Consider the following 20496-nt stretch of genomic DNA (forward strand, 5'->3'; position numbering starts at 1 on the left):
CACCTCTTATTCAAGAGATAGTTTCGCTACCTCTTTTTCGAAATATTCCTTTGTGTCTTCAATTGATAAATCTAATACAACAGAAAGTTCTTCATATAGGTATTTCTCAGCTATCTGTAAATATTCATCATCGATAGAAGCTAACTTCTTATGTTGTTCAAGACGCTCTTGATTGCGTCCATAGGAAGTCTTGATAATACGTACTAACTCACTGATATCATTTCCCTTTAACAGTGAAGCATATTGACTCTTCATATTTGCAGGCTTACTTTCAAGAGTCTCTAAATCAGGTGTATCAATAATCAGCTGATTAATCTCCTCTTTTGTAATCAAATCACGTATATGACCTGCTTTATTGGACACCGGAACCTGAATGGAAACAGATCCTGAAGTAGGAAAATAGGGTTCAAGAATATAACATTGTTCCCCCGTAAAGTCACTGCGTTTCTTTCCTGTAATGCGACATACATCTCTCCGATAGACAACGATATCTTTTACTTTATACAAAGAAATCACCTACTTTCACCATTTCTATTCTACCACAATATCCATCTTTTTTCTAATGTGTCAAAAGCCTTGAAAGAAAAGAAAGAAAAGAAGTTGCCTGTCGCAACCTCTCTATCTTTATGATTAACGTGTCCCCTTATCGTAAGGAATACCTTCCGCCTTAGGCGCTCTTGATTTTCCGCTAGAGAATCCTAAAACAATTAATACGACTAGATAAGGAATGATATTATAGAAATACATTGGTAATGGTAAGTTTTTTGTAAATGGAATCTGGTTATAAACTACACTTAAACACTTCAAGAATCCAAACATCAAGGATCCAAAGGCAACACCAAGTGGTGACCAGTTACCAAAAATCATGATAGCCATTGCCAAGAATCCCATGCCGGCTACCGCACCAGATGCTGTACCATTAGCAACTGTCGCAATGTATAAGTAACCACCAAATCCACCTAATGCACCAGAGATTGTTGTACCAAGATAACGCATCTTATAGACATTGATACCTACAGAGTCAGCAGCCTGTGGATGTTCACCACATGCACGCAAGCGCAAGCCTGTCTTAGTCTTGTATAAGAAGATAGATAGGATAATAAATAATGCAATCGCGATAAAGGTTGAAATATAAGCCTTATCAAATAGTACCGCAAAGACACCACTCACTTCCTTATTTTGGATGACATAACCAAAGTCATGACGTTGTCCTAGGGAGTCAACAGCTGTACCCATCTCTAACTGGTCTTTACTTGTAAATACCTTGATGAAGAAGAGTGCAATAGCTGGTGCAAGAAGATTTAATGCTGTACCAGCGATTGTCTGATCTGCTTTAAACTTAATCGCAGATACAGATAATAGAAGCGAGAATAATGCACCTGCAACGGCTGCCGCAAGCATCGCTACCACAAACATGATTTGATTATGATCAACAAAGAACGGAACATTCTGTCGTAATAATAATGTCACAACCGCACCAATGAAAGCACCGAAAATCATGATACCATCTAATGCGATGTTGATGATACCACTACGTTCTGCAAACATACCTGCTAAGGCAACAATCAATAGCGGAATGGTAAAAATCAATGTTTTCTGAAGAATAAAAATCATTTCTTTTCCTCCTTGCTATTTTTGATTTCTGTCTCAATTTCCTGTAAGGATTTCTTCTTTGTGCTTAATAACATACTGATATATCTTGCAAAGCCTGAGAAGTATACTATCATTGCTATCATTAATTGAGATACATATTCGTTGAAGGCAGTATTCGCCGCAAGGTTTGATCCACCCACGTTGATATACTTTAAGAAAATTGCAGTAAAGATAATACCGATAGGATTATTTCCTGCCAGCAAGGCTGCCGGGATACCATTGAATCCATCTACCGGTAATGTCTGGTATGTTTCCCACTTAAAGTCTTGATGACCATTCAGGCACCAAATAGAAGCACCCATTGCCGCAAGACCACCAGCGATAGCCATTGCTAGAAGTAGATTTCTCTTTTCGTTCATGCCTGCATACTTTGCACCATCACGGTTGAATCCACAAGCCTTCAGTTCATATCCAAACGTTGTCTTATTCATCACAACATAAAGTGCAATAGCTACGCAGATTGCTAAGAAGATACTTGCATCTGCATAGGATACAACCGAACCGCCAGAGAAGATCTTATCTAAGCCAAATGTTGCTGTTGCGATATTGTTTACTTCCGTCTTCATGATGAAGTTTACTTTTGACTCCGCGACGTTAATAAACTTAGAACCATTAAATACCCAGCTGACTACATTCGCTGCAATCCAGTTTGTCATAATACAAACGATAACTTCGTTAACATTCAGATATGCTTTGAAGAAACCTGGAATCGCACCCCATAGTGCACCTGCTAACGTACCAGAGATTAATGCAAGTAACCAAATGACTGGTGAAGGAACAGAAGCGGATGGAATAGATAATGAAACAATTAATGTTACCATCGCACCCATTAAGTACTGTCCTGGAGTACCGATATTAAATAATCCTGTCTTAAATGCAATACATGCAGATAAACCCGTTAGAATTAATGGAGTTGCATTAAACAACATATTACCAAACTGGAATAATGAGTTACCCCCACCAGAGAATGGTCCACCGAGGACGACAAGAATACCGTGTACCGCTTCTGCAAATCCAATACGTGGATTAAATACAGATAGTAATACGAGGACGACAAATCCAACAAAGATACCGCCGAAGATGCATAGTAAAGAAGCACTTAGCGACTTCAAGCCTTCAGAGGATTTTTTATTCTTATTTTTCATCGTTCTTCTCCTCCTTACCATTACGCTTCGCATCAGCCATGTATAGACCTAACTCTTGTACAGTTGTCTTCTTTGGATCTAATTCACCAACGATTTCACCTTCATACATAACAAGAATACGATCAGATAAGTTCATAACCTCATCTAATTCTAGAGAAACAAGTAATACACCTGCTCCACTATCACGGCTTTGAATAATCTGTTTATGAATATACTCAATCGCACCAACGTCTAGACCACGAGTAGGCTGTACAGCAATCAATAGATTGTGTTTACGGTCTAATTCACGCGCAATAATAGCCTTCTGTTGGTTACCACCAGACATACTACGAGAAATTGTAATCGGTCCTTGACCACTGCGTACATCGTATTCTTGAATGAGTCTTTCCGCATACTTTCTAACTTCCTTGAAACGAATCATGCCATGACTTTGGAACTCCGGTTCAAGATATCGTTGTAGAACTAAGTTTTGTTCTAAAGTGTAATCCAAAATTAAACCATGTTTATGACGATCTTCCGGAATATGAGAAATACCATGCGTATTCTTATAACGAATCGAAGTATGAGATACATCCCTCATTTCACCGTTAATATTGAGTTTTACCTTACCACCCTTAATCTTTTCAAGACCAGTGATTGCATGTACTAGCTCTGTTTGGCCATTTCCATCAATACCTGCGATACAAACAATTTCACCCTTACGTACCTTGAAAGATACATCGTGGATACTATCCTTCTTATGAATCTTATCAAAGACACATAAGTTCTCCAGTTCTAATACTTCCTCTGCAGGACTACTTTCCTTCTTATCTACGACAAACTTAACATCACGACCAACCATCATATTGGATAGTTCTTCCTTCGTTGTATTCTTAACGTCAACCGTACCGATATACGCACCTTTACGAAGTACTGAGCATCGATCTGCTACCTGCATAATTTCATTTAACTTATGCGTGATAAATAAGATAGATTTTCTTTCCTTTGCAAGACTCTTCATGATTTGCATGAGTTCTTCAATTTCCTGTGGTGTTAATACAGCTGTAGGCTCATCAAAAATCAAGATATCATTATCACGGTATAGCATCTTTAGGATTTCTGTACGCTGCTGCATACCTACCGTAATATTTTCAACTAACGCATCAGGGTCTACGTTTAATCCATAGGATTTGGATAATGCAACAACCTTCTTGCGTGCCTCTTTCTTACTAATAAAGCCAAGCTTTGTCGTTTCAACACCGAGAATAATATTCTCTAAAACAGTAAACACCTGTACTAGCTTAAAGTGCTGGTGGACCATTCCAATACCCAAATCATTCGCATCATTTGGATTGTTGATTTGAACTGGCTTTCCATTCTTATAAATCTGTCCCTCTTCTGGTTGATATAGACCGAAAAGAACACTCATCAGAGTACTCTTACCCGCACCATTCTCACCCAAAAGTGCATGAATTTCACCCTTCTTTAACTGTAAAGTGATATTGTCATTCGCGATAATACCAGGGAAAATCTTGGTAATATTGCGCATTTCAATAATATAGGGAGATTCATGAACTAACTTTTCATCCATAGTCTATCCTCCATTACCGATGATATAATAATCAAATTTTCTCTTGTTTTAAGACAATTATACATGATATTTTCGCAAGGTTATATGAGCAGTTTTATATCACGTATCTTTGATACAGGATATAAAACCGTCCTTGCGTACAACAAGAATATACAAATACAGGGATGATAGCGTTACTATCATCCCTGCAAAAAACTTATGACTTCATTACGCTTCAAAATCAATTGTTACGTTTGGAATGCCCTTCAACCAGTCAGCGTTGTTTGCGTCATCCGGTGTCTTAGAATCTGGTACGATTTCACCATCAGCAACCTTCTTGAACAATGCCTTGTATTGTTCAACTGTGAAGTTCTTCATTGACCATGTGTCTTCTGGTAAGCCTGTAGCACCTTCAGCTGCACCGAGGTTCTGAGCCTTATCAGCAAGTTCACTGTCCCACTTACCATCATAGAATTGACCTAAAATACGTTCAACAGATGAACTTAAGCCCTTCACAGCACTTGTGATAACCTTTGAACTTTCGGCAGACTGGTCAACGTCTACACCGATAATCTTCGCATTTTCATATTCAGAAGCTGCAGATAATACAGACTGGAACATTGATCCACCACATGCAAATACAACTTCAGTTCCAGATGCATACCAACCAGCAATCTGTGTCTGTAATTCTGTTGAAGCTGAGAATGTAGAACCATACTTATAGGAGTACTTGATTTCTACTGTGATTCCCTTTTCCTTCGCAGCAGCACTTGCGCCTTGAACAAAACCATAACCGAAACGGTTACATGCAGGGTTAGCACCTCCGCCTCCACCTGTATAACCTAGTTTTGTATAGCCTTCCATAACTGCAGCATATCCAGCAAAGTAACCAGCTTCCTGTTCCTTATAAACGATAGCTGTTACGTTTGGTAGACCTAAAGCCCAACCATCAACGAATGCAAACCTAACATCAGGATTTTCCTTGGCAACTGTTTCCATTGCCTTAGCCTGCAAGAATCCTGGAGCCACAATAATCTTCGCACCATTTTCGATAGCCTGCTTCATAGCATCGATACGGTCATTATCTGTTGCGTCTGCACCGTTCGCTGGCTGATAGTAATTGTGCGTTAACTTATGGTCTTCTGCATACTTTACAGCACCTTCATAAGTACCTTGGTTGAAGCCCTTGTCCATTAACTGACCAACGTCAGTAACGACTGCAACTTCAGCAGTAGCCTTGCCTGAATCTGTGTTTGTAGCGTTACTGTTCTTGGCAGTATCTCCGCCACAACCTGCCATCGTCGCAATCATTGCAAATGATAGCACAGAAGTTAATAATTTCTTCATGATAATTCTTTCCCTTTCTTTGTCAGAATTTTCTGACTCCCGTTATGTATATTTTAAAACGTAACGAAAGCGTTTACAACAGCCCAATTCTGAACTTATTCTTTTAGTTGTCAAAATTATTCTTTAATTTGCCTTTTTGTCTATTAAGAACAATAAAAGCGTGTTACGCTAAACACAGATATTGTAGAAAGAAGCTTTTTAGCAAACGAGGTCACTATGAAAGTAGAATTTAAAAAATTAGGAATTAATGGCGAAGGTATCGGTTTTATCAAGCGCAAGCCAGTATTCTGTGATGGAGTATTACCTGAAGAAGCAGCAGAAGTTGAAATCATTGAAGAGAAACCAAAGTACGTAATGGCTCGCCTCAAGCGACTTATTACAAAGTCACCAGAACGTATTGAATCCCCAAGCCCATTAGAACAAGCACATGGTTGTCCTCTCTTTATTTTGGATTACCAAAAGCAATTACGTCACAAACAAGATATCCTTGAACAAGCATTATATAAATACGGAAATGTAAAACGTTCCTTTGTGCGTGATATGCACGCAAGTGAAAAACAAGTTGGTTACCGTTCCCAATGCAAGCTACCAGTCCAAAAATCACATGATATTTTGGTCAATGGTATGTATGAACCAAAGACAAACCATTTTCACCCTATCGACCATTTCCTAATACATGATCCAAAGTTAGAAGAAATCCGTAAAGAAATCTTACGCATTCTCAACGAAGAAGGTTATGATGCCTATAACCAGAGATCACAAAAAGGACTACGCTATATCGTTCTACGCGTAATTGATGGCAAAGCACAGTGTACCCTTATCACTGGTAAAGAACATATCCCTTCCATCATCATTGATAGAATCATGGAAATTCCTGGTATGGAATCTCTATGTCAATCCTTTAATACTAATCGTAAGACAAATCAGATATTTGGTTCACCCGCAAAAGTACTCGCGGGCCAAAACACATTAACAATTTCTATGGATCAGATTCAACTACAACTTTCAGCGGAATCCTTCTTCCAGCTAAACATCAATCAAGCCGAAAAGATGTATCAGATGGCAATCAGTAAGATTGATCCATGTAAGGTATTAGTAGAAGCTTATTGCGGTATTGGTACGATGGCACTTATGGCCAAGGATAAGGCAAATGTAGTCTATGGTATTGAATCCGTTCCAAGTGCAGTCGAAAATGCCACAAACAATGCGAAACTAAACAACATCACAAACACAGAATTTATCTGTGATGATGCGGCACATGGTTTACGCAAGATTGCGATGAAGAAGACAGTTGACTGCTTATTAATCGATCCACCTCGTAGTGGTATGGATGATGAAATGTTAAATACCATCATGCATGTATTACCAAAGAAGATCATATATATCTCCTGTAATCCATCCACTCTTGCAAAGAACCTAAAAGTACTCAAACAACGCTATCATGTAGTAACTGTGATTCCATATGACTTATTCCCGCAAACACCGCTGGTAGAATCTATTACAGTATTGGAGCTAGGTTAATGAAATATCTCGTCAAAGAAAATACGATTACGATTGATCCAGAAGGAAAATATCTCAAAAAAACAGTAGATGATTTTCTAAACGATTACTATCAATCAAAGAAAAACAAATATCTTCTACTGTTAAATAAACAAATCTTATTAGATGGTAATACGGTCAAGCATGGTAAAGAAATCATTGACCACAAAACAATCACAATCACCCTCCCAGAAGAAGCAGTAGATTGGATTCCTGCAGAAACAGAATGCAAAGTCGTATACGAAGACGCATTTATCTATATCGTGCATAAAGGTGCAGGCATGATTATCCATGGTGATCCTGGAGATACAACATGCTTGAATGCTTATGCGGCTAGATACCAAATAAACCATGGCATCAAACAACCAGTACGACCAATTCACCGTTTAGATAAAGATACGGTTGGACTTGTTATCTATTCAAAGATACCATTCTTCCAACCATGGTTTGATGCACAACTTTCTAGCAAGAAAATTCATCGTCACTACCTAGCAATTACAAATGGTAATATTGATCCAAACTTCCGTATGACAATCAACAAACCACTAGGAAGGGATCGTCATAATAGTGGTATGTATCGCGTTTCTCCAGCAGGAGTTGACGCTATCACACGCGTAGAAGCACTAGGTAATTATCAATCTTATAGTTTACTAGGATGTACACTTGAAACTGGCAGAACTCACCAAATCCGCGTTCACCTTGCCAGTATTGAACATCCTATTGTCAATGACGTACTCTATGGTATTAAAACAAAAGATTTCCCTGCTATGGGCTTATGGGCAGATTGGATTGCATTTAGAAATCCAATCACCAATAAAAAACACAAGATATTCGATCAACCTAATCCAATGTATGAACCATTCAAAAAGTAGATGTCCAGCATCTACTTTTCGTTATACAATCCCTAATTCTTCTAATACCTTCGCAACACCATCATTTGCACAAGTATCCGCAATGATATCCGCGTACTGGCGAACATCATCCTTCGCATTGCCTAAGGCAACACCAATTCCTGCTTTTTGAATAAATGGTGTATCATTTCCTGCATCACCAAACGCAATGACATTCTCCCAAGTATAGCCTTTTTCCTTGAGAACGGCTTCTACGGTTAACGACTTATTGATAGAATGCAAGAATACATCAAATCCCTTCAAAGATGACCAAGCAAATACCAGCTCAGGCATCTCCTTCGCAAAACCCATAATTACATCTTCATCACCCACTAAGAACGTTCCTAGAGGATTACCATATTCTAAGTGATGCGTACGTTTCTCTGTATCATTAATGAGAAGTTGTGCCTTAACAGGATCCCCATTGACATAACCATCCACAAACTTCTGATGTGCGTTGTATGTTACAACATGATCTACAAACTTAAAGCCTAAACCAATATTATTCGCTTGTGCAAAGGCAATAATTCGCTCCATATATTCTGTTGGTAGTGGATGTGTTTCTAACACAGTTCCATCACGATTCACCAAACACGCACCATTGATCGTACCAATGATATCCATAGGTAAATCATCAAATAGCGTTGGCTGTAAGAATGTATAATGTCTACCCGTATTAATCATGACATCATACCCATTCGCCATCGCTGCTTGTAAAGCATTACGATTACGCTCACTTAACTGCTCAGAGCCACTTGGAATCAGTGTATTGTCTATATCACAGACAATCATTTTAATCTTGTCAACATTCATATTCATAACTTCAAAATTATAGCATACCGTGCTAATATATAAAGTGTTCTGTGCTCGTGGCGCAACTGGATAGCGCATTTGATTCCGAATCAAAAGGTTGTGGGTTCAATTCCCATCGAGCACACCATTCAAAATTCTTATAACCCTTTATTTATAAGGGTTTTTATTATATCAGAGTACACTTGGAGAACTTTTTGGAGAACTCACCTAATTTCAGACATAAAAAAAACAGCCTACCCTCGCAATGAGAGTAGGCTTTCAAATTACTTCAAATCTTCTTACTGTGCTTCTTTGTATTGTTTGTTCGATACATGTAAGATAGCGCCTAAGAACGCATCAATCGCCATGATTGTGCCACTTACTTGCTGTGGATAAGGCAAACCCCATAAGCCAGCAAGCGCTAAGTACAATACAGATAAAGCTGGTAATACTGTTAGCGCGATTTCCTTTAGTACGTCATAAATCTTGTTGTTTTTAATAAGCATTTTCTTTTCCTCCTATATTTTATGCCTTAAATAACTAACGATTGCATCACTTGCAGATCTGATTGCATCCGCATCACCGTTAGCAAGTGCAGCTACCTGAGCCAGCAATAGTCGGCTCATTTCTTTTAGGTCTGTAAGTTGTTCTGACATGTCTTCAATATCAGCTTCTAGTTTCAATATTCTTTTGTCGTGGTCTGCTAATCTTGCATTCTGCTCATCTTCGGGTTTTTTAAATTTTACTGACCATCTTTCTAAAATAGCCACCGCACCGCCAACAGTAATGATCAACCCACACGACCACATGATGAACGCAAGAAACATTTCAAAATCTAAATTTGGCATTTTGTCACCACCTTATAAACCATAATAAATTCGGTCTACCGCACGCTGTACCGCTTCAGGATCATACCCTGCTGCACGTAGAGCATTGATTCTATCTTGACCATTGCCGTAGTCGCCACGGTAGACCGCTTCTGCAATAGCACTCAGATTATCCAGTGGTGCGTTTGAAGCTGTATCACCTTGAAGAATCTCATTGACACGTTGCTGGACCGCTACATTGTCATATCCTGCTGCAGCTAATGCATTGATACGGTCTACACCGTTACCAAATTCACCAGCGATAACACGATATGCAATAGCATCAATAGAATAGTCAATCGTAGCTGTAACACCACCATACATTTCATTGATGCGTGCTTGTACAGCACTATACATATCGCCTAACGCGGCACGTCTTGCATCACCATTGCCGAACTCACCTGCAATTGCTCTAAGCGCTAAGTCTTCAACATCTCCACCAACTGGTTGAGTTGATTGTGGTGTGTTTACTATGCCACCTGCCATAGCGGCACGAATATCATTCTCGATGACGTGGTTTACCTGCATTGCGTGAATTGTAGGACCTGGGCAATTCGTAGCTACAAACATACAATGCTCCGTCAATGTCGCGGATGGTGTCCCATCGTAATAAGGATAGATTCCGTATCTATTACAGATATCTGCACATAAACGAATTAAAGAAGTGTAAGCTGCTTGACTGATTGGCCAATCGCCACCAGTCTCGCTATTAGCAACTTCGATAGTGATTGCACGATCATCGTTATCCCAGTTAGCGGATGTCCACGGATGATTTTCTTCATCGACATAACATGCGATTCGACCGTCAGAACCGATTCCATAGTTGGATGATGCCTGTCTGTTTGGATTTAAAAAGACGTTTCCACACGTCTCGATTGAAAGATTACCAGCCATATGATGAATAGTAATCTTTGAAATTGAATTGTATCGTGAGCCTGAATGGTTAGGGCTCATGATTGCTACATTAGTTAAAGCTGAATATCCCATAAATTATTCCTCTACTTTCTCTGCTTTGTTGTTGCTTAATTCTTCTAACTGCTCTGTTGTTAAAGCTAAATCTTCATTCATGATTCATCCTCTTTCTATCTAATAGAGTAGAGTGAGAATATCTTATCCAGATATTCCTCGACCCTCTCATTGCACCGTACATACGGGTCTCGTATACGGCGCTACATTTGTATTGTTTCTACCTTTACTTAGATTGATAATATTCTAGTGGATTGATTAATCCCGGTCTGTCTTTGCTTTTCATCGATAGTACCTTTGGACTCAATAAGAATTTTATTGTGTTTCCATTTGCCTGTCGATATAGACCTAGTCTAGTATTGGCTGTACTGTAGATTCTTTCATCAGAGATATTGACCTTGAGTATCCGATTTAGACTTTGTAGGTTGGTATAGATACGTTTTGGTTTCTTCCATTGTTTTAGAATTATCACACGTATCTTGTGTCGCAACCATTCTCCAAATTCTTTTAAGAAGGTCTTCATCGAGCCAATCCTGAAGTAGTTTATCCATCCTCTCACGATTTGGTTTACTTGGGTGAATACAGTCGATAAAGGAAGTGCACTTGCCTTTTTACGGCATAGCACTTCTTTTATTTTCTTACATAGTTTTTGTTTCCTATCGTATGTAGGCATACTTTTCCATCCATCTTTGTTTTTCCAGAACGTGAAGCCAAGAAACGAACTATTGCTAGGTCTTACTACTTTTGTTTTTGTCATGTTGACCTTTAGAAATAGTTTTCTTTCTAGCCAACTTGATACAGACTTCATGACTCTGTTGGCTGACATCTCACTCTTCACGAGGATATTACAGTCATCTGCGTATCTTACGAATCTTAGCCCTCTGCTTTCCAGTTCCTTATCAAACCTATCTAGGTAGATATTGGATAATATTGGACTGAGCGGACCTCCTTGTGGAACTCCTTCTTCATTTCTGTGGATGATTCCATCTTCCATGATTCCAGCCCTCAAAAAGGACCTTACGAGATGTAGCGTTACATCATCTTTTACTTTCTCTCTAAGTATGGATATCAACTTATCATGATTCACTGTGTCAAAGTACTTTTCAATATCTAGGTCTATTACCCATTCACACCCTTCGTTTAGGTAGAAGAGTACTTCCTCCATCGCTTGGTGGGCACTTCTGTTTGGTCTGAATCCGTAACTATGCTCACTAAAGCACTCGTCATAGAGTTCACTAAACACTTGTGCCACTGCTTGTTGGATTACTCTATCCACTACAACGGGTATCCCCAATGGTCTTTTCTTTCCATTTGGTTTTGGGATATAGACTCTTTTTACTGCCCGAGGTCTGTATTTCTTTTCCCATATCGAAGTTTTGATTTCTTCTATATGTTTACTGAAGTATTCGTCAATTTCTTCCACAGACATCTTGTCAATGCCCGATGCACCTTTATTACTCTTGACTCTTTTCATCGCCTCTTGTAAGTTCTTTTGACTTAGAATCTTGTCCATTAATTCCATGGCTGCTCCTCCTTCTATTGCACAAATAATGAAATTCTCTTCTTGCCTTTTCACCATCCATAGTTACGTTCTATGGTTCTAGGTGATATCTCAATTCCAGAGTATTCATTTTCTTACATATAGTGATTTGCACTATACAAACATTAACCCCTTCAGTACTGGTGTATACCTACTATGGGCTCAGCTGACTTCTTGTGATAGACCTTTTCCGACCGATGGTACTATAGTTGTTTGAAAACGTCTAGGATTCATCGTCCACAAGACCTCACAGGGTAAGTCACATACCTTTCTCTCTTCTTTCACAAGTTCCTGATTTACTGTTTTGGTTTTACGTTTACCTTTTGGGCTTCGATTTGTAGAGCAATCTCACCCTCCATTTAGCCTTATATCAGATTTCTGTTCGTAACCTCGAAAGAATCGCTACACCACTTCCTTCACCCAAAGCCTCACGGCTTACGGCTTGTGGTTCGCTACGCTTGGCGGTAACTACCTACGACTGGACTTTCACCAGTTAGGTTTGCGACATGCCCGTCACACTCTAAAAAGGCGACTGATTAAGCCGCCTTAATAGCCTTAATTTTTTATTTATTTTCCATCCCACTCTTTCCAAGCTGAAGAAATACTTGGTTCGTGGTTTTTGTTATCGGCCCACTTCGATATCCATAGCTTGCCGTTGTGGCGAACGATATCACCGATATTGTAGATTTTGTTTTTATCGTAATCTTTGTAGGTATCTTCCACCGTGACTTCTTTGTAATAACGTAGTGCTTTTTCTGGAGGCTCATTCTTGTTCGATATAACGTCCTCTTTCACTTCGTACGGCTTGTTGTTATGTTTGAACCGCTCGCCCTTTTTGTACGGAAACTTGTACTCGTTCCACGGATCCAAAAATTCGCACCATTGGATTACAAATTTTGGAGATAAAACATTTAGACCAGCGACTGCACATAATCGCAACGCTTCGCTCTTCGCTCTCTCTTTGGCTAGGTCTATTTCACTTTGAGGAACCTCTTTAAAGAAAAGCGTTATACGATAATCTACAGCTTCTTTGTCAACATTAAAACTAAGAAGTTTTAAGTTCCCTAAAGCAGTGATTTTATTATCTCCCTCGACCTTAGCATTTGACACATTCTCTTGCGACATATCCTCTACGATTAGCTTAACATCTTCTAGTTTACATTTTTTCCCAATTTGAGTTTGGGTTAGATAATCAACGGTATAGAAGTGCCCATTATTTAACGTTATTTTTGCCATTTTTTACGCCTCCTTCTTGATAAATAGTCCATGTATTGTAACTTTTCCGCTAGGAGACGACCAGTTTGTCCACGAATTGAACACATGCACCACACAGCTATCTGAATATATAGATTTAATAGATGCAACAACGGCAGTTTCGGAATACACTCTGTAAATATCTATTAACTCATACCCTGCGGGTACAGTAAAAGGTACTGTAATATATGCGGCGATCATTGAGCCTAATGCTGGGTATGTTGCAGAAAACTCTCTTCGTACAAGAAAAGTATTTTGCCCTTTTATTCCAATTCCCCCACTTGCAATCAATTTGCCGGCTGCGTATGTGGTTCCTACCGTAGTCATGTCGCCCTCGTTATAAATTCCACATGGATTATTTCCATTTCGTCGAACCCACAGCATGTGAAAACTGGCTGTGAGTTTTCCAAGAATCATGGCCCAAAGATTACCGGAAAGTGTGTAAGTACGCTCTGTAGACTGGCCATAATAATCCGTAATAGTAAGTGTTAGCTTGTAGTTTTTATCGTAGCTATATCCACTTACACGTTGCTTAACAATTACATTATTTCCGTTAGAAGTATACGAACAATTTACGCTATGATTTTGCTCATCTTTAATTACTATTTTTAACTGATTATTCTCACCGTTAAAAAAGGTACCTTTGGCATTTGCATACCCTTCGTTAACTGTCGGATTATCTCGCTCTGCGTTGAAATCCGTTATGGAAGGATAGAAGTATGGAACGTAGGTTCCATGCCAATTTCGTATCGTTTTAAAGCCCCTACTGTCTTCGATGACAAACTGTATATCCCCATCTGTCATCCCCTCTAAATTCGTGCTATACAAGCTATCTGAGAGTGATAAAGGATACTGCTGTTTATTATGTAACGCATATACATTTTTAACAGTTGAATATCCCCTTACTTCTATCTGCATGGATAGTTTTTTCTTGGATAAATAGCGGAATACTTTATCTTCTGGAATTTTGCTATTTCCGATTTCCTTTACAGTTGCAGAGCTAATAACAGGACCATATCTTTCTTCAGGCAAATCAATGAAAAAGCCAATATTCATAGAGCCAATCATCGTGGCGTTCGGATCACCGCTAGAATACGTTCCAACCCCAAGATAGCCATAAATATATCTACCATTTGTAGAATATTTCAGCATTTCTTCTGTCGGTCTAAACGTGTATTCAGTGTCGATATTGTTTGTATTAAGCCATTTATATCCGCTATCACCAATTACCCATACGAGCGAGTGACGATATGCAGGAACTTTTTTATCAAGAACTAACGTAATTGTATCCGTTCCATCAAGCTTTACACGATTCTTTCCGTTTTTCCAAGAAGGAACACTCGCTCGGGGAATATTAGGAAGTTCAATAGAACCATCTAAGTATGCATCAGCTGCAGAAAAGTAAAAACTTAAATTCGCATTAATACTTGTCGAGTAGTTACCACTGTTGTCGTGATAAGCCCAGAAGCCTCCACTTATTAATGTTCCACTTCCATTCAGTGTACCACCGCCAGATACATCGGAACATCCTGTTGCAGTAAATGTCCAAGATCCAGAATAGATATAACCACTATTCATGGTATATGTTACTTGTGTTTCTACGTAATCCCTATTTAATTCAATACTATGATATTGAGGATTAATACGCGCTAATAATTGATAAGTTACGTTTGCTGCACCAGGTGTTCGTGTAGCTTCAGAAACAACTTTCCAGTTTTCATTTAACAAGACCATTAATTAACATCTCCAATCCAATTAATAATAGATGCATCAATCTTTGCCGTCTTAATTGAACCCCCAACAAAACTTGTAATTTCTGCTTCGATATTCTTAGCTTCGATACGATGTGCTCCTGCGCATAGATACTCCAGTACCTTTAGATATGCGAGCATGCTGTCGACTTTATCGAAACGAGCTAATAATTTACCGTCTGAAGCGACGATACTAACACCGCTTGCATCAATAGTAGTAACTGTATCTTCTTTATCAGATCCGATATGAAGACCTTTATTATCAAGTTGTTCTTCTATTTCATTGATTGTCTTATCGTACTCAGATTTCTGAACTGTTCTGTTAAATCCGTCAGCAGTTTGTTTCTCCAAAGTACTTAATCCTGTTTGCACAGTTTTAAGTTCATTTTTAGTTTCACTAGTTTGCACCACGAGATGAGTAATACTGTCATTTAACTGAGCTATGTTTGACTTGTTACTAATTGATATATCCACTAAGCCATTCAACACTTCATCTAATACACCATCTGAATATCCTGTGCTGTCATCTGTGAATATGGTTTTGTATCGTACCCATATCCATGCATCTTTTGGTTTCTCAGGTTGAGTTGTGCTCCACGTACCACCTGTTATTTCTGTCTTGGAAGTTGACAAATAGTATTCAGGATACACCTGTTTAATCCCTCTACCAGCTTTACCTGCTATTGACGGAGAATATACGTCTGATGTTGTTTTATCACTGTAGGTATATGTAATCTTAGTCCATAGCGTATAGCCTTCATTAACAAGTGGTATATTCTCTAACCACTGACCGGTTGGAGGTACTATAGAGCTCGTACTCGCTTGATACGTTAGCTTGGGATTACCAACAATCCCCCTACCTGCATCACCTTTAATGCCCGTCAGTTCAAATGGATCGTGTTTGATTTCAGAACCATTGGCCAATACATCTGCAAGCATGTACCACATGCGCTGTCCTGCTATTGATGGAGGCTTTGTGGTAGACCATGCCGAATCTGTCTTGGACGGTTTATCTTCTGATGTCGTTTGCAGATAGTATTGCTTTGTACCAGAAACTGTTCCAGCAGAAATATTTTCAACTTGTGTCTTAATCTTGTTTGTTTCAATTTGCAGATTACCTACATCGCCTTTTGCATCTTCAAGATTCTTTGCAACGATTTCAAGCTTGTTTGCATCTTGATCCACTTTAACCTGTAGGCGTTTAATCCTAACTTTATCGGAAACCTTAGTAACAACAGAATCGACATTCTTTAACGCAACCTCTCCGTCAAGTTCGACTACTGACTGTGTACCTACATACTTTCGCTTAATACTTAGGACGATACACTTGTTGCCGTCATATGTGGCCGTATCGCCTAATTTGATCGTATCTTTACCAAAGGTTTTTAAACCTGACATACCATAGAACGATTGGCCTTTATACTTCGCTAAAATTGCATCTGTATATGTTTGGCTATCGCAATAGGAATTGTTTGCATCGATGTAGATTGTCTTTCCTGCATCGTTTCCTGAAGCAATCAAATTAACGCCGTCATCATATGCAACACGTGAGATGATTATCAGATCTGTTTTTTCAAAATCTGATGTAAATTCTATATCGTGATTAGTAGCAAAGAGATTTCTGAAAATAAGCGTATTTGACTCATTTATGAGTGCGTTTGTTCCGCTTAATTCAGCAATCCAACCAATGTAATCACGCATAATAATTGTTGAGTCTATCCACTGTGCTTTTTTGTTCAGTACAGTATTTGATAAATCTGTTTTATCAATGCTGACACCAGCCAATCTAGACATCTCATCTAATTGCTGCGAGATAGTTGGATATTTATCCTTTTCATAAGTTAACTCACTTTTATACGGCTTATTAAACTTAATCATCACGTCATACAAATTCAGCGATAACTTCTTTGTGTATTTCTCTGGAGCTTCTTGGACGATGAATTCTTGTGTCGGAATTTCCCTACTATCAGCTTCTTTTAAATCAATCAAAAAGGTGTTCCCAGCACAATCACTAAGAACACCATCTGTATTGTTTAAATCGAGATCCAACATCATGCTTGGAGTGTTACCCAAAAGTCTATCCTCTTGCATGCTGTTAGACGAATCGAACGATACAACTAGGTCTGTTATTTCAACAGGTGTTGCGGTTCCTTTTTTTATATAGACTTTCATATTCTAGCACTCCGTTAAATCAAAGGTGTAGCCTTGGCTATAAATGCCATCACCGATAGCGATATACTTAAATTTACATTTACTGCAATACATTTTGTACGTTTTACGCCGCAGTGTTTTAATATCAAATGTTTCGACCATAAACTCTGGTGGTTCTAGCATATTCATTACTTCTGAAACCACTTCTAAGTCATCGATAGCATAAGCCAGCGCAATCTTCAACACACGAGAACGAATACGCATACGATGCATGATTCCTTTTTTAACATCACGCAACGAACTGTCGCTGTCTAAATCACCGTATTCAGGTTCAAACTTAGTCGGCGCAGGGAGATCTTTACCATCAATTTTAATTTTTATTAATTCATAATCAATCATGCTTTAACCTCCCTTTGCTAACTGTAGTTGTTTATTTCTTTGATCTATTAGTTTTAGCAATTTATCTCGGTCAATCACGATTCCTAGATTTTGTAGTGTCTCTAAGATTTCATACATTAATTGGATTATTACTTCTTGACCATTACCGCCTTGTGATGCCATCAACGCATCATCTATCGCGCGTTTGGTCTGTTCATAGATCTTACTCTCAGGCGAAACGATTTCACCTTCATGGCGGTTATCACCAATTAAAGCTAATCGCGGAGCATTTGCTCCAACATATCCACCTTGCGCTAATGCTGGAATATTAGGTAAATCTACTCGGAAGCCTTTACCACCGATAATAGGTACCCAATCCGGTACGGTGAAGCCTACACCGTTGATTCGATTAATTGCACCATTGACGATAGCAATTACCGCATTGATTGGTCCTTTTACCACACCTGAAATCGTACTGAAAATACCACCGAAGATATCGACAATACCCTGCCAAGCTTGTTTCCAATTTCCTGTGAATATTCCCTGAACAAAATTAATCAAGCCACCAAATATCTGTTTGATACCATCGAAAATTTGTTGTGTTCCACTGAAGAACGCCATTACGATTCCGTTGATAAACTTAAACGATGAGCTGAAATTTGTTCCGAAAACTCTATCCAAGAATCCTAAGAATGTACGAAGGATCTCCTGGACTCCTTGCATAGCTTTATCAACATCTAATGTGAAGATACCAATCAAGAAATCAGAAAAGCCTTTAAACATCGAAGTTGCGCTCTTCAACAACTCATCAACGAATTTGCCAAGAACTGCAAATGCATCTAGCATTGCTCCTTTAATGAAGTCCGCTAGTGGAGATAAGATATTGTTCCAAACCCATGCGACACCTGCTCCAATTGCTTCAATGGCAGGTTTCCAACCATTCCACACATCTACAATTGTTTTTAATGCAATGCTTAGGACTGTGACCAAGAAATTGGCTATTGGTGCAAGTACGTTATTCCAAAGTGAAAGCAGTCCGCTAAAGAGTACATCAACTGCTTTAACAAACACCTGTGCTAAGAAGGTAGCAATCGGTACGATGACCGTGTTGAATACATCTAGCAGAAATGCACCTAAAGGAACTAAAACGTTATTCCATAGTTTGCTTAGAATGCCTAACAAGCTATCCAGTGCTGTCTGTACTAAAGCTCTAAAATCGCTACTTGTCTGATACAAATAGATTAGAGCTGCAGATACCGCCGCAACAATCGCAGCAAAGAATAAAGCCGTTCCAGTTGCTGTACCAAAGACTGCCTGCAACGATGTCAACACACCTTCACCGTTAGCTATACCTGTGAAGAAAGTAGAGAACCCTGTTGCTAATGCCTTGAGCGGTGCTAAAAGTCCAGTGAAGACACCTTTAATAGCACTCCAATTCTTTATGATTCCAAAAGTCGCAAATCCTGCAAACATTCCTCCTAAAAGCGAGGTGATGATTACTTTGTGGTCTTTTAGAAATCCTGTAACTTTATCGAATATGCCCTTAACACGATCATAGATCTCATCTACTCCGCTCATGTCGATTGAGCCATCAGGAATACCTAAAGAGCCAAAGTCGGCACCACCGCCTCCAGCGCCTCCACCTCCTCCGGAGCCTGAATCCTCTGAATCGTGCAATACGTTTAAATCATCGAAGCCAGCAAGAGCTCCTTTTAATTTATCTGCGGCTTTACCTGCCTTGCCAAGTCCAGATGTTAATCCACCTGCAGCTGCGCCAGCCTTACCTATATTGGATGCTATTGCTCCTGTAGCACCTGCCGCGCCTTTGCCACCAGTGATTAACCTTGTAAAAGCGACAAAGTAATTAGCAAGTGTCTGTAGGCCTCCTAGAATGACGTTTATGACGCCGATAATTGGAGTTAATACATTTATCAAACCTTGGCCAATTGTCGCCTTAAGCTCTTCGAAACGAAGTGATAAGACACGTGTACTATTTGCCCAGCCGTCTGATGTTCTTTCGAAGTCTCCTGCAGCATTAGATAACGCATTCTGTACAAACGCCAATCGTAATGCTACCTTTTCTTGCTCTGACATCTTGGCTGTTGTTTTACCGAAGCCATTCGCCAAAGCATATTCATCAAGAGCCGATTGAGTCATAACGACACCCAAGCTCTTGAGTGATTCTGTTTCACCTGTAAATACAGATTTCAACTTAGTGAATGCCTCATCATTCGATAGGTTATAGAACGATGCTACATCACCTGTTAATGTTGTGATAGCCGAAGCCATATCGTATGATGCAGCTTCTCCGTAACCAAATGCCTGCGCCATAGAACCAAGTTGTCCCATGTACTCTTTGGCTACCTTTTGCGACATACCAATACTTGTTATTGCGTTACGTGCAAATTCGTCTACACGTTTTGACATTGTAGGGAATGTAACGTCAACAACGTTTTGGACTTCAGCAAGGTCAGAGCCCAATTGAATACATTGCGATCCGAATCTCGCTAAAGCTGTAATAGCCAATACTTTGCCAATCGTAGCGCCAATAGCATTAAATCTTCCAGTTAAGATGCTATCTGCCTTATTCGCAACTTTCGCTACATCTTTTTCAAGATTGTCGTTAAGCTTGACACCTAATTCAACGGACCCTACTTCTGTTGCCATCTAATCAC

At 39.2% G+C, this 20496-nt stretch carries 17 protein-coding genes and 1 tRNA gene; 3 read left to right on the forward strand and 15 right to left on the reverse strand.

Annotation, left to right across the window (positions count from 1 at the left end):
• Positions 1–6: 6 nt before the first annotated feature.
• The 5 genes from RGT18_RS10130 to RGT18_RS10150 all read right to left on the reverse strand — a co-directional run bounded on the left by RGT18_RS10130 (position 7) and on the right by RGT18_RS10150 (position 5694).
• On the reverse strand, positions 7–507 hold the full coding sequence (locus RGT18_RS10130) for a CarD family transcriptional regulator (protein ID WP_051240937.1): 501 nt from the start codon (positions 505–507) through the stop codon (positions 7–9).
• A 123-nt stretch (positions 508–630) separates the two neighbouring features.
• The gene (locus tag RGT18_RS10135) at positions 631–1614 is read right to left on the reverse strand and encodes an ABC transporter permease (RefSeq protein WP_006526279.1); all 984 of its coding nucleotides are present in this window, start codon (positions 1612–1614) and stop codon (positions 631–633) included.
• The gene (locus RGT18_RS10140) at positions 1611–2798 is read right to left on the reverse strand and encodes an ABC transporter permease (protein WP_028077924.1); all 1188 of its coding nucleotides are present in this window, start codon (positions 2796–2798) and stop codon (positions 1611–1613) included. Before RGT18_RS10140 ends, RGT18_RS10135 begins: the two co-directional genes overlap by 4 nt.
• Complete coding sequence (locus tag RGT18_RS10145) at positions 2788–4368, reverse strand: ABC transporter ATP-binding protein (RefSeq protein WP_028077925.1); 1581 nt, start codon at positions 4366–4368, stop codon at positions 2788–2790. Before RGT18_RS10145 ends, RGT18_RS10140 begins: the two co-directional genes overlap by 11 nt.
• Positions 4369–4575: 207 nt before the next feature.
• A complete protein-coding gene (locus RGT18_RS10150) occupies positions 4576–5694 on the reverse strand; it encodes a BMP family lipoprotein (RefSeq protein ID WP_028077926.1) in 1119 nt (372 codons plus the stop codon).
• Positions 5695–5910: 216 nt separating this feature from the next.
• Here RGT18_RS10150 and rlmD point away from each other — a divergent pair, with 216 nt between their 5' ends.
• Positions 5911–7215 carry a 23S rRNA (uracil(1939)-C(5))-methyltransferase RlmD gene (gene rlmD, locus RGT18_RS10155; RefSeq protein ID WP_028077927.1) on the forward strand — a complete coding sequence of 435 codons (1305 nt, stop codon included), beginning with the start codon at positions 5911–5913 and terminating at the stop codon, positions 7213–7215.
• The gene (locus tag RGT18_RS10160; RefSeq protein WP_051240939.1) at positions 7215–8105 is read left to right on the forward strand and encodes an RluA family pseudouridine synthase; all 891 of its coding nucleotides are present in this window, start codon (positions 7215–7217) and stop codon (positions 8103–8105) included. Before rlmD ends, RGT18_RS10160 begins: the two co-directional genes overlap by 1 nt.
• 21 nt (positions 8106–8126) lie before the next feature.
• Here the strand turns inward: RGT18_RS10160 and RGT18_RS10165 are convergent, their stop codons facing one another.
• A complete protein-coding gene (locus tag RGT18_RS10165) occupies positions 8127–8936 on the reverse strand; it encodes an HAD family hydrolase (RefSeq protein WP_037403718.1) in 810 nt (269 codons plus the stop codon).
• A 50-nt stretch (positions 8937–8986) separates the two neighbouring features.
• On the opposite strand from RGT18_RS10165, the gene RGT18_RS10170 reads away from it, so the two are divergent.
• Positions 8987–9063, forward strand: a tRNA-Arg gene (locus RGT18_RS10170).
• Positions 9064–9214: 151 nt separating this feature from the next.
• On the opposite strand, the gene RGT18_RS10175 is transcribed toward RGT18_RS10170, so the two are convergent.
• The 9 genes from RGT18_RS10175 to RGT18_RS10215 all read right to left on the reverse strand — a co-directional run bounded on the left by RGT18_RS10175 (position 9215) and on the right by RGT18_RS10215 (position 20488).
• Positions 9215–9421, reverse strand: coding sequence for a phage holin (locus tag RGT18_RS10175; protein ID WP_028077929.1), 207 nt, complete (start codon positions 9419–9421; stop codon positions 9215–9217).
• Between the two features lie 12 nt (positions 9422–9433).
• Positions 9434–9763: a hypothetical protein gene (locus RGT18_RS10180; protein ID WP_028077930.1), complete on the reverse strand. Its 330-nt coding sequence runs from the start codon at positions 9761–9763 to the stop codon at positions 9434–9436.
• 12 nt (positions 9764–9775) lie between these two features.
• Positions 9776–10768, reverse strand: a complete 993-nt coding sequence (locus RGT18_RS10185; protein ID WP_028077931.1) for an N-acetylmuramoyl-L-alanine amidase — start codon at positions 10766–10768, stop codon at positions 9776–9778.
• 205 nt (positions 10769–10973) lie between these two features.
• Positions 10974–12269: a group II intron reverse transcriptase/maturase gene (gene ltrA, locus RGT18_RS10190; RefSeq protein ID WP_338174865.1), complete on the reverse strand. Its 1296-nt coding sequence runs from the start codon at positions 12267–12269 to the stop codon at positions 10974–10976.
• A 585-nt stretch (positions 12270–12854) separates the two neighbouring features.
• Positions 12855–13523, reverse strand: coding sequence for a carbohydrate-binding protein (locus tag RGT18_RS10195; RefSeq protein WP_028078319.1), 669 nt, complete (start codon positions 13521–13523; stop codon positions 12855–12857).
• Positions 13524–13526: 3 nt separating this feature from the next.
• Positions 13527–15275, reverse strand: coding sequence for a hypothetical protein (locus tag RGT18_RS10200; protein ID WP_028078320.1), 1749 nt, complete (start codon positions 15273–15275; stop codon positions 13527–13529).
• A complete protein-coding gene (locus tag RGT18_RS10205; RefSeq protein ID WP_028078321.1) occupies positions 15275–17464 on the reverse strand; it encodes a hypothetical protein in 2190 nt (729 codons plus the stop codon). The genes RGT18_RS10200 and RGT18_RS10205 overlap by 1 nt, the downstream gene beginning before the upstream one ends.
• A gap of 3 nt (positions 17465–17467) precedes the next feature.
• Positions 17468–17842: a hypothetical protein gene (locus tag RGT18_RS10210; RefSeq protein WP_028078322.1), complete on the reverse strand. Its 375-nt coding sequence runs from the start codon at positions 17840–17842 to the stop codon at positions 17468–17470.
• A gap of 3 nt (positions 17843–17845) precedes the next feature.
• Positions 17846–20488 (reverse strand): phage tail family protein, encoded by a 2643-nt coding sequence (locus RGT18_RS10215; RefSeq protein ID WP_037404019.1) that lies wholly within the window; start codon positions 20486–20488, stop codon positions 17846–17848.
• Positions 20489–20496: the final 8 nt, after the last annotated feature.

The organism is Solobacterium moorei (assembly GCF_036323475.1).
GTDB lineage: Bacteria > Bacillota_I > Bacilli_A > Erysipelotrichales > Erysipelotrichaceae > Bulleidia > Bulleidia moorei.

Coding starts and splice junctions, on each gene's coding strand:
- RGT18_RS10135 (WP_006526279.1), bottom strand. CDS start 1,614: ATGATTTTTATTCTTCAGAAAACATTGATTTTTACCATTCCGCTATTG.
- RGT18_RS10215 (WP_037404019.1), bottom strand. CDS start 20,488: ATGGCAACAGAAGTAGGGTCCGTTGAATTAGGTGTCAAGCTTAACGAC.
- RGT18_RS10140 (WP_028077924.1), bottom strand. CDS start 2,798: ATGAAAAATAAGAATAAAAAATCCTCTGAAGGCTTGAAGTCGCTAAGT.
- RGT18_RS10205 (WP_028078321.1), bottom strand. CDS start 17,464: ATGAAAGTCTATATAAAAAAAGGAACCGCAACACCTGTTGAAATAACA.
- ltrA (WP_338174865.1), bottom strand. CDS start 12,269: ATGGAATTAATGGACAAGATTCTAAGTCAAAAGAACTTACAAGAGGCG.
- RGT18_RS10195 (WP_028078319.1), bottom strand. CDS start 13,523: ATGGCAAAAATAACGTTAAATAATGGGCACTTCTATACCGTTGATTAT.
- rlmD (WP_028077927.1), top strand. CDS start 5,911: ATGAAAGTAGAATTTAAAAAATTAGGAATTAATGGCGAAGGTATCGGT.
- RGT18_RS10160 (WP_051240939.1), top strand. CDS start 7,215: ATGAAATATCTCGTCAAAGAAAATACGATTACGATTGATCCAGAAGGA.
- RGT18_RS10180 (WP_028077930.1), bottom strand. CDS start 9,763: ATGCCAAATTTAGATTTTGAAATGTTTCTTGCGTTCATCATGTGGTCG.
- RGT18_RS10145 (WP_028077925.1), bottom strand. CDS start 4,368: ATGGATGAAAAGTTAGTTCATGAATCTCCCTATATTATTGAAATGCGC.
- RGT18_RS10150 (WP_028077926.1), bottom strand. CDS start 5,694: ATGAAGAAATTATTAACTTCTGTGCTATCATTTGCAATGATTGCGACG.
- RGT18_RS10165 (WP_037403718.1), bottom strand. CDS start 8,936: ATGAATGTTGACAAGATTAAAATGATTGTCTGTGATATAGACAATACA.
- RGT18_RS10185 (WP_028077931.1), bottom strand. CDS start 10,768: ATGGGATATTCAGCTTTAACTAATGTAGCAATCATGAGCCCTAACCAT.
- RGT18_RS10175 (WP_028077929.1), bottom strand. CDS start 9,421: ATGCTTATTAAAAACAACAAGATTTATGACGTACTAAAGGAAATCGCG.
- RGT18_RS10200 (WP_028078320.1), bottom strand. CDS start 15,275: ATGGTCTTGTTAAATGAAAACTGGAAAGTTGTTTCTGAAGCTACACGA.
- RGT18_RS10210 (WP_028078322.1), bottom strand. CDS start 17,842: ATGATTGATTATGAATTAATAAAAATTAAAATTGATGGTAAAGATCTC.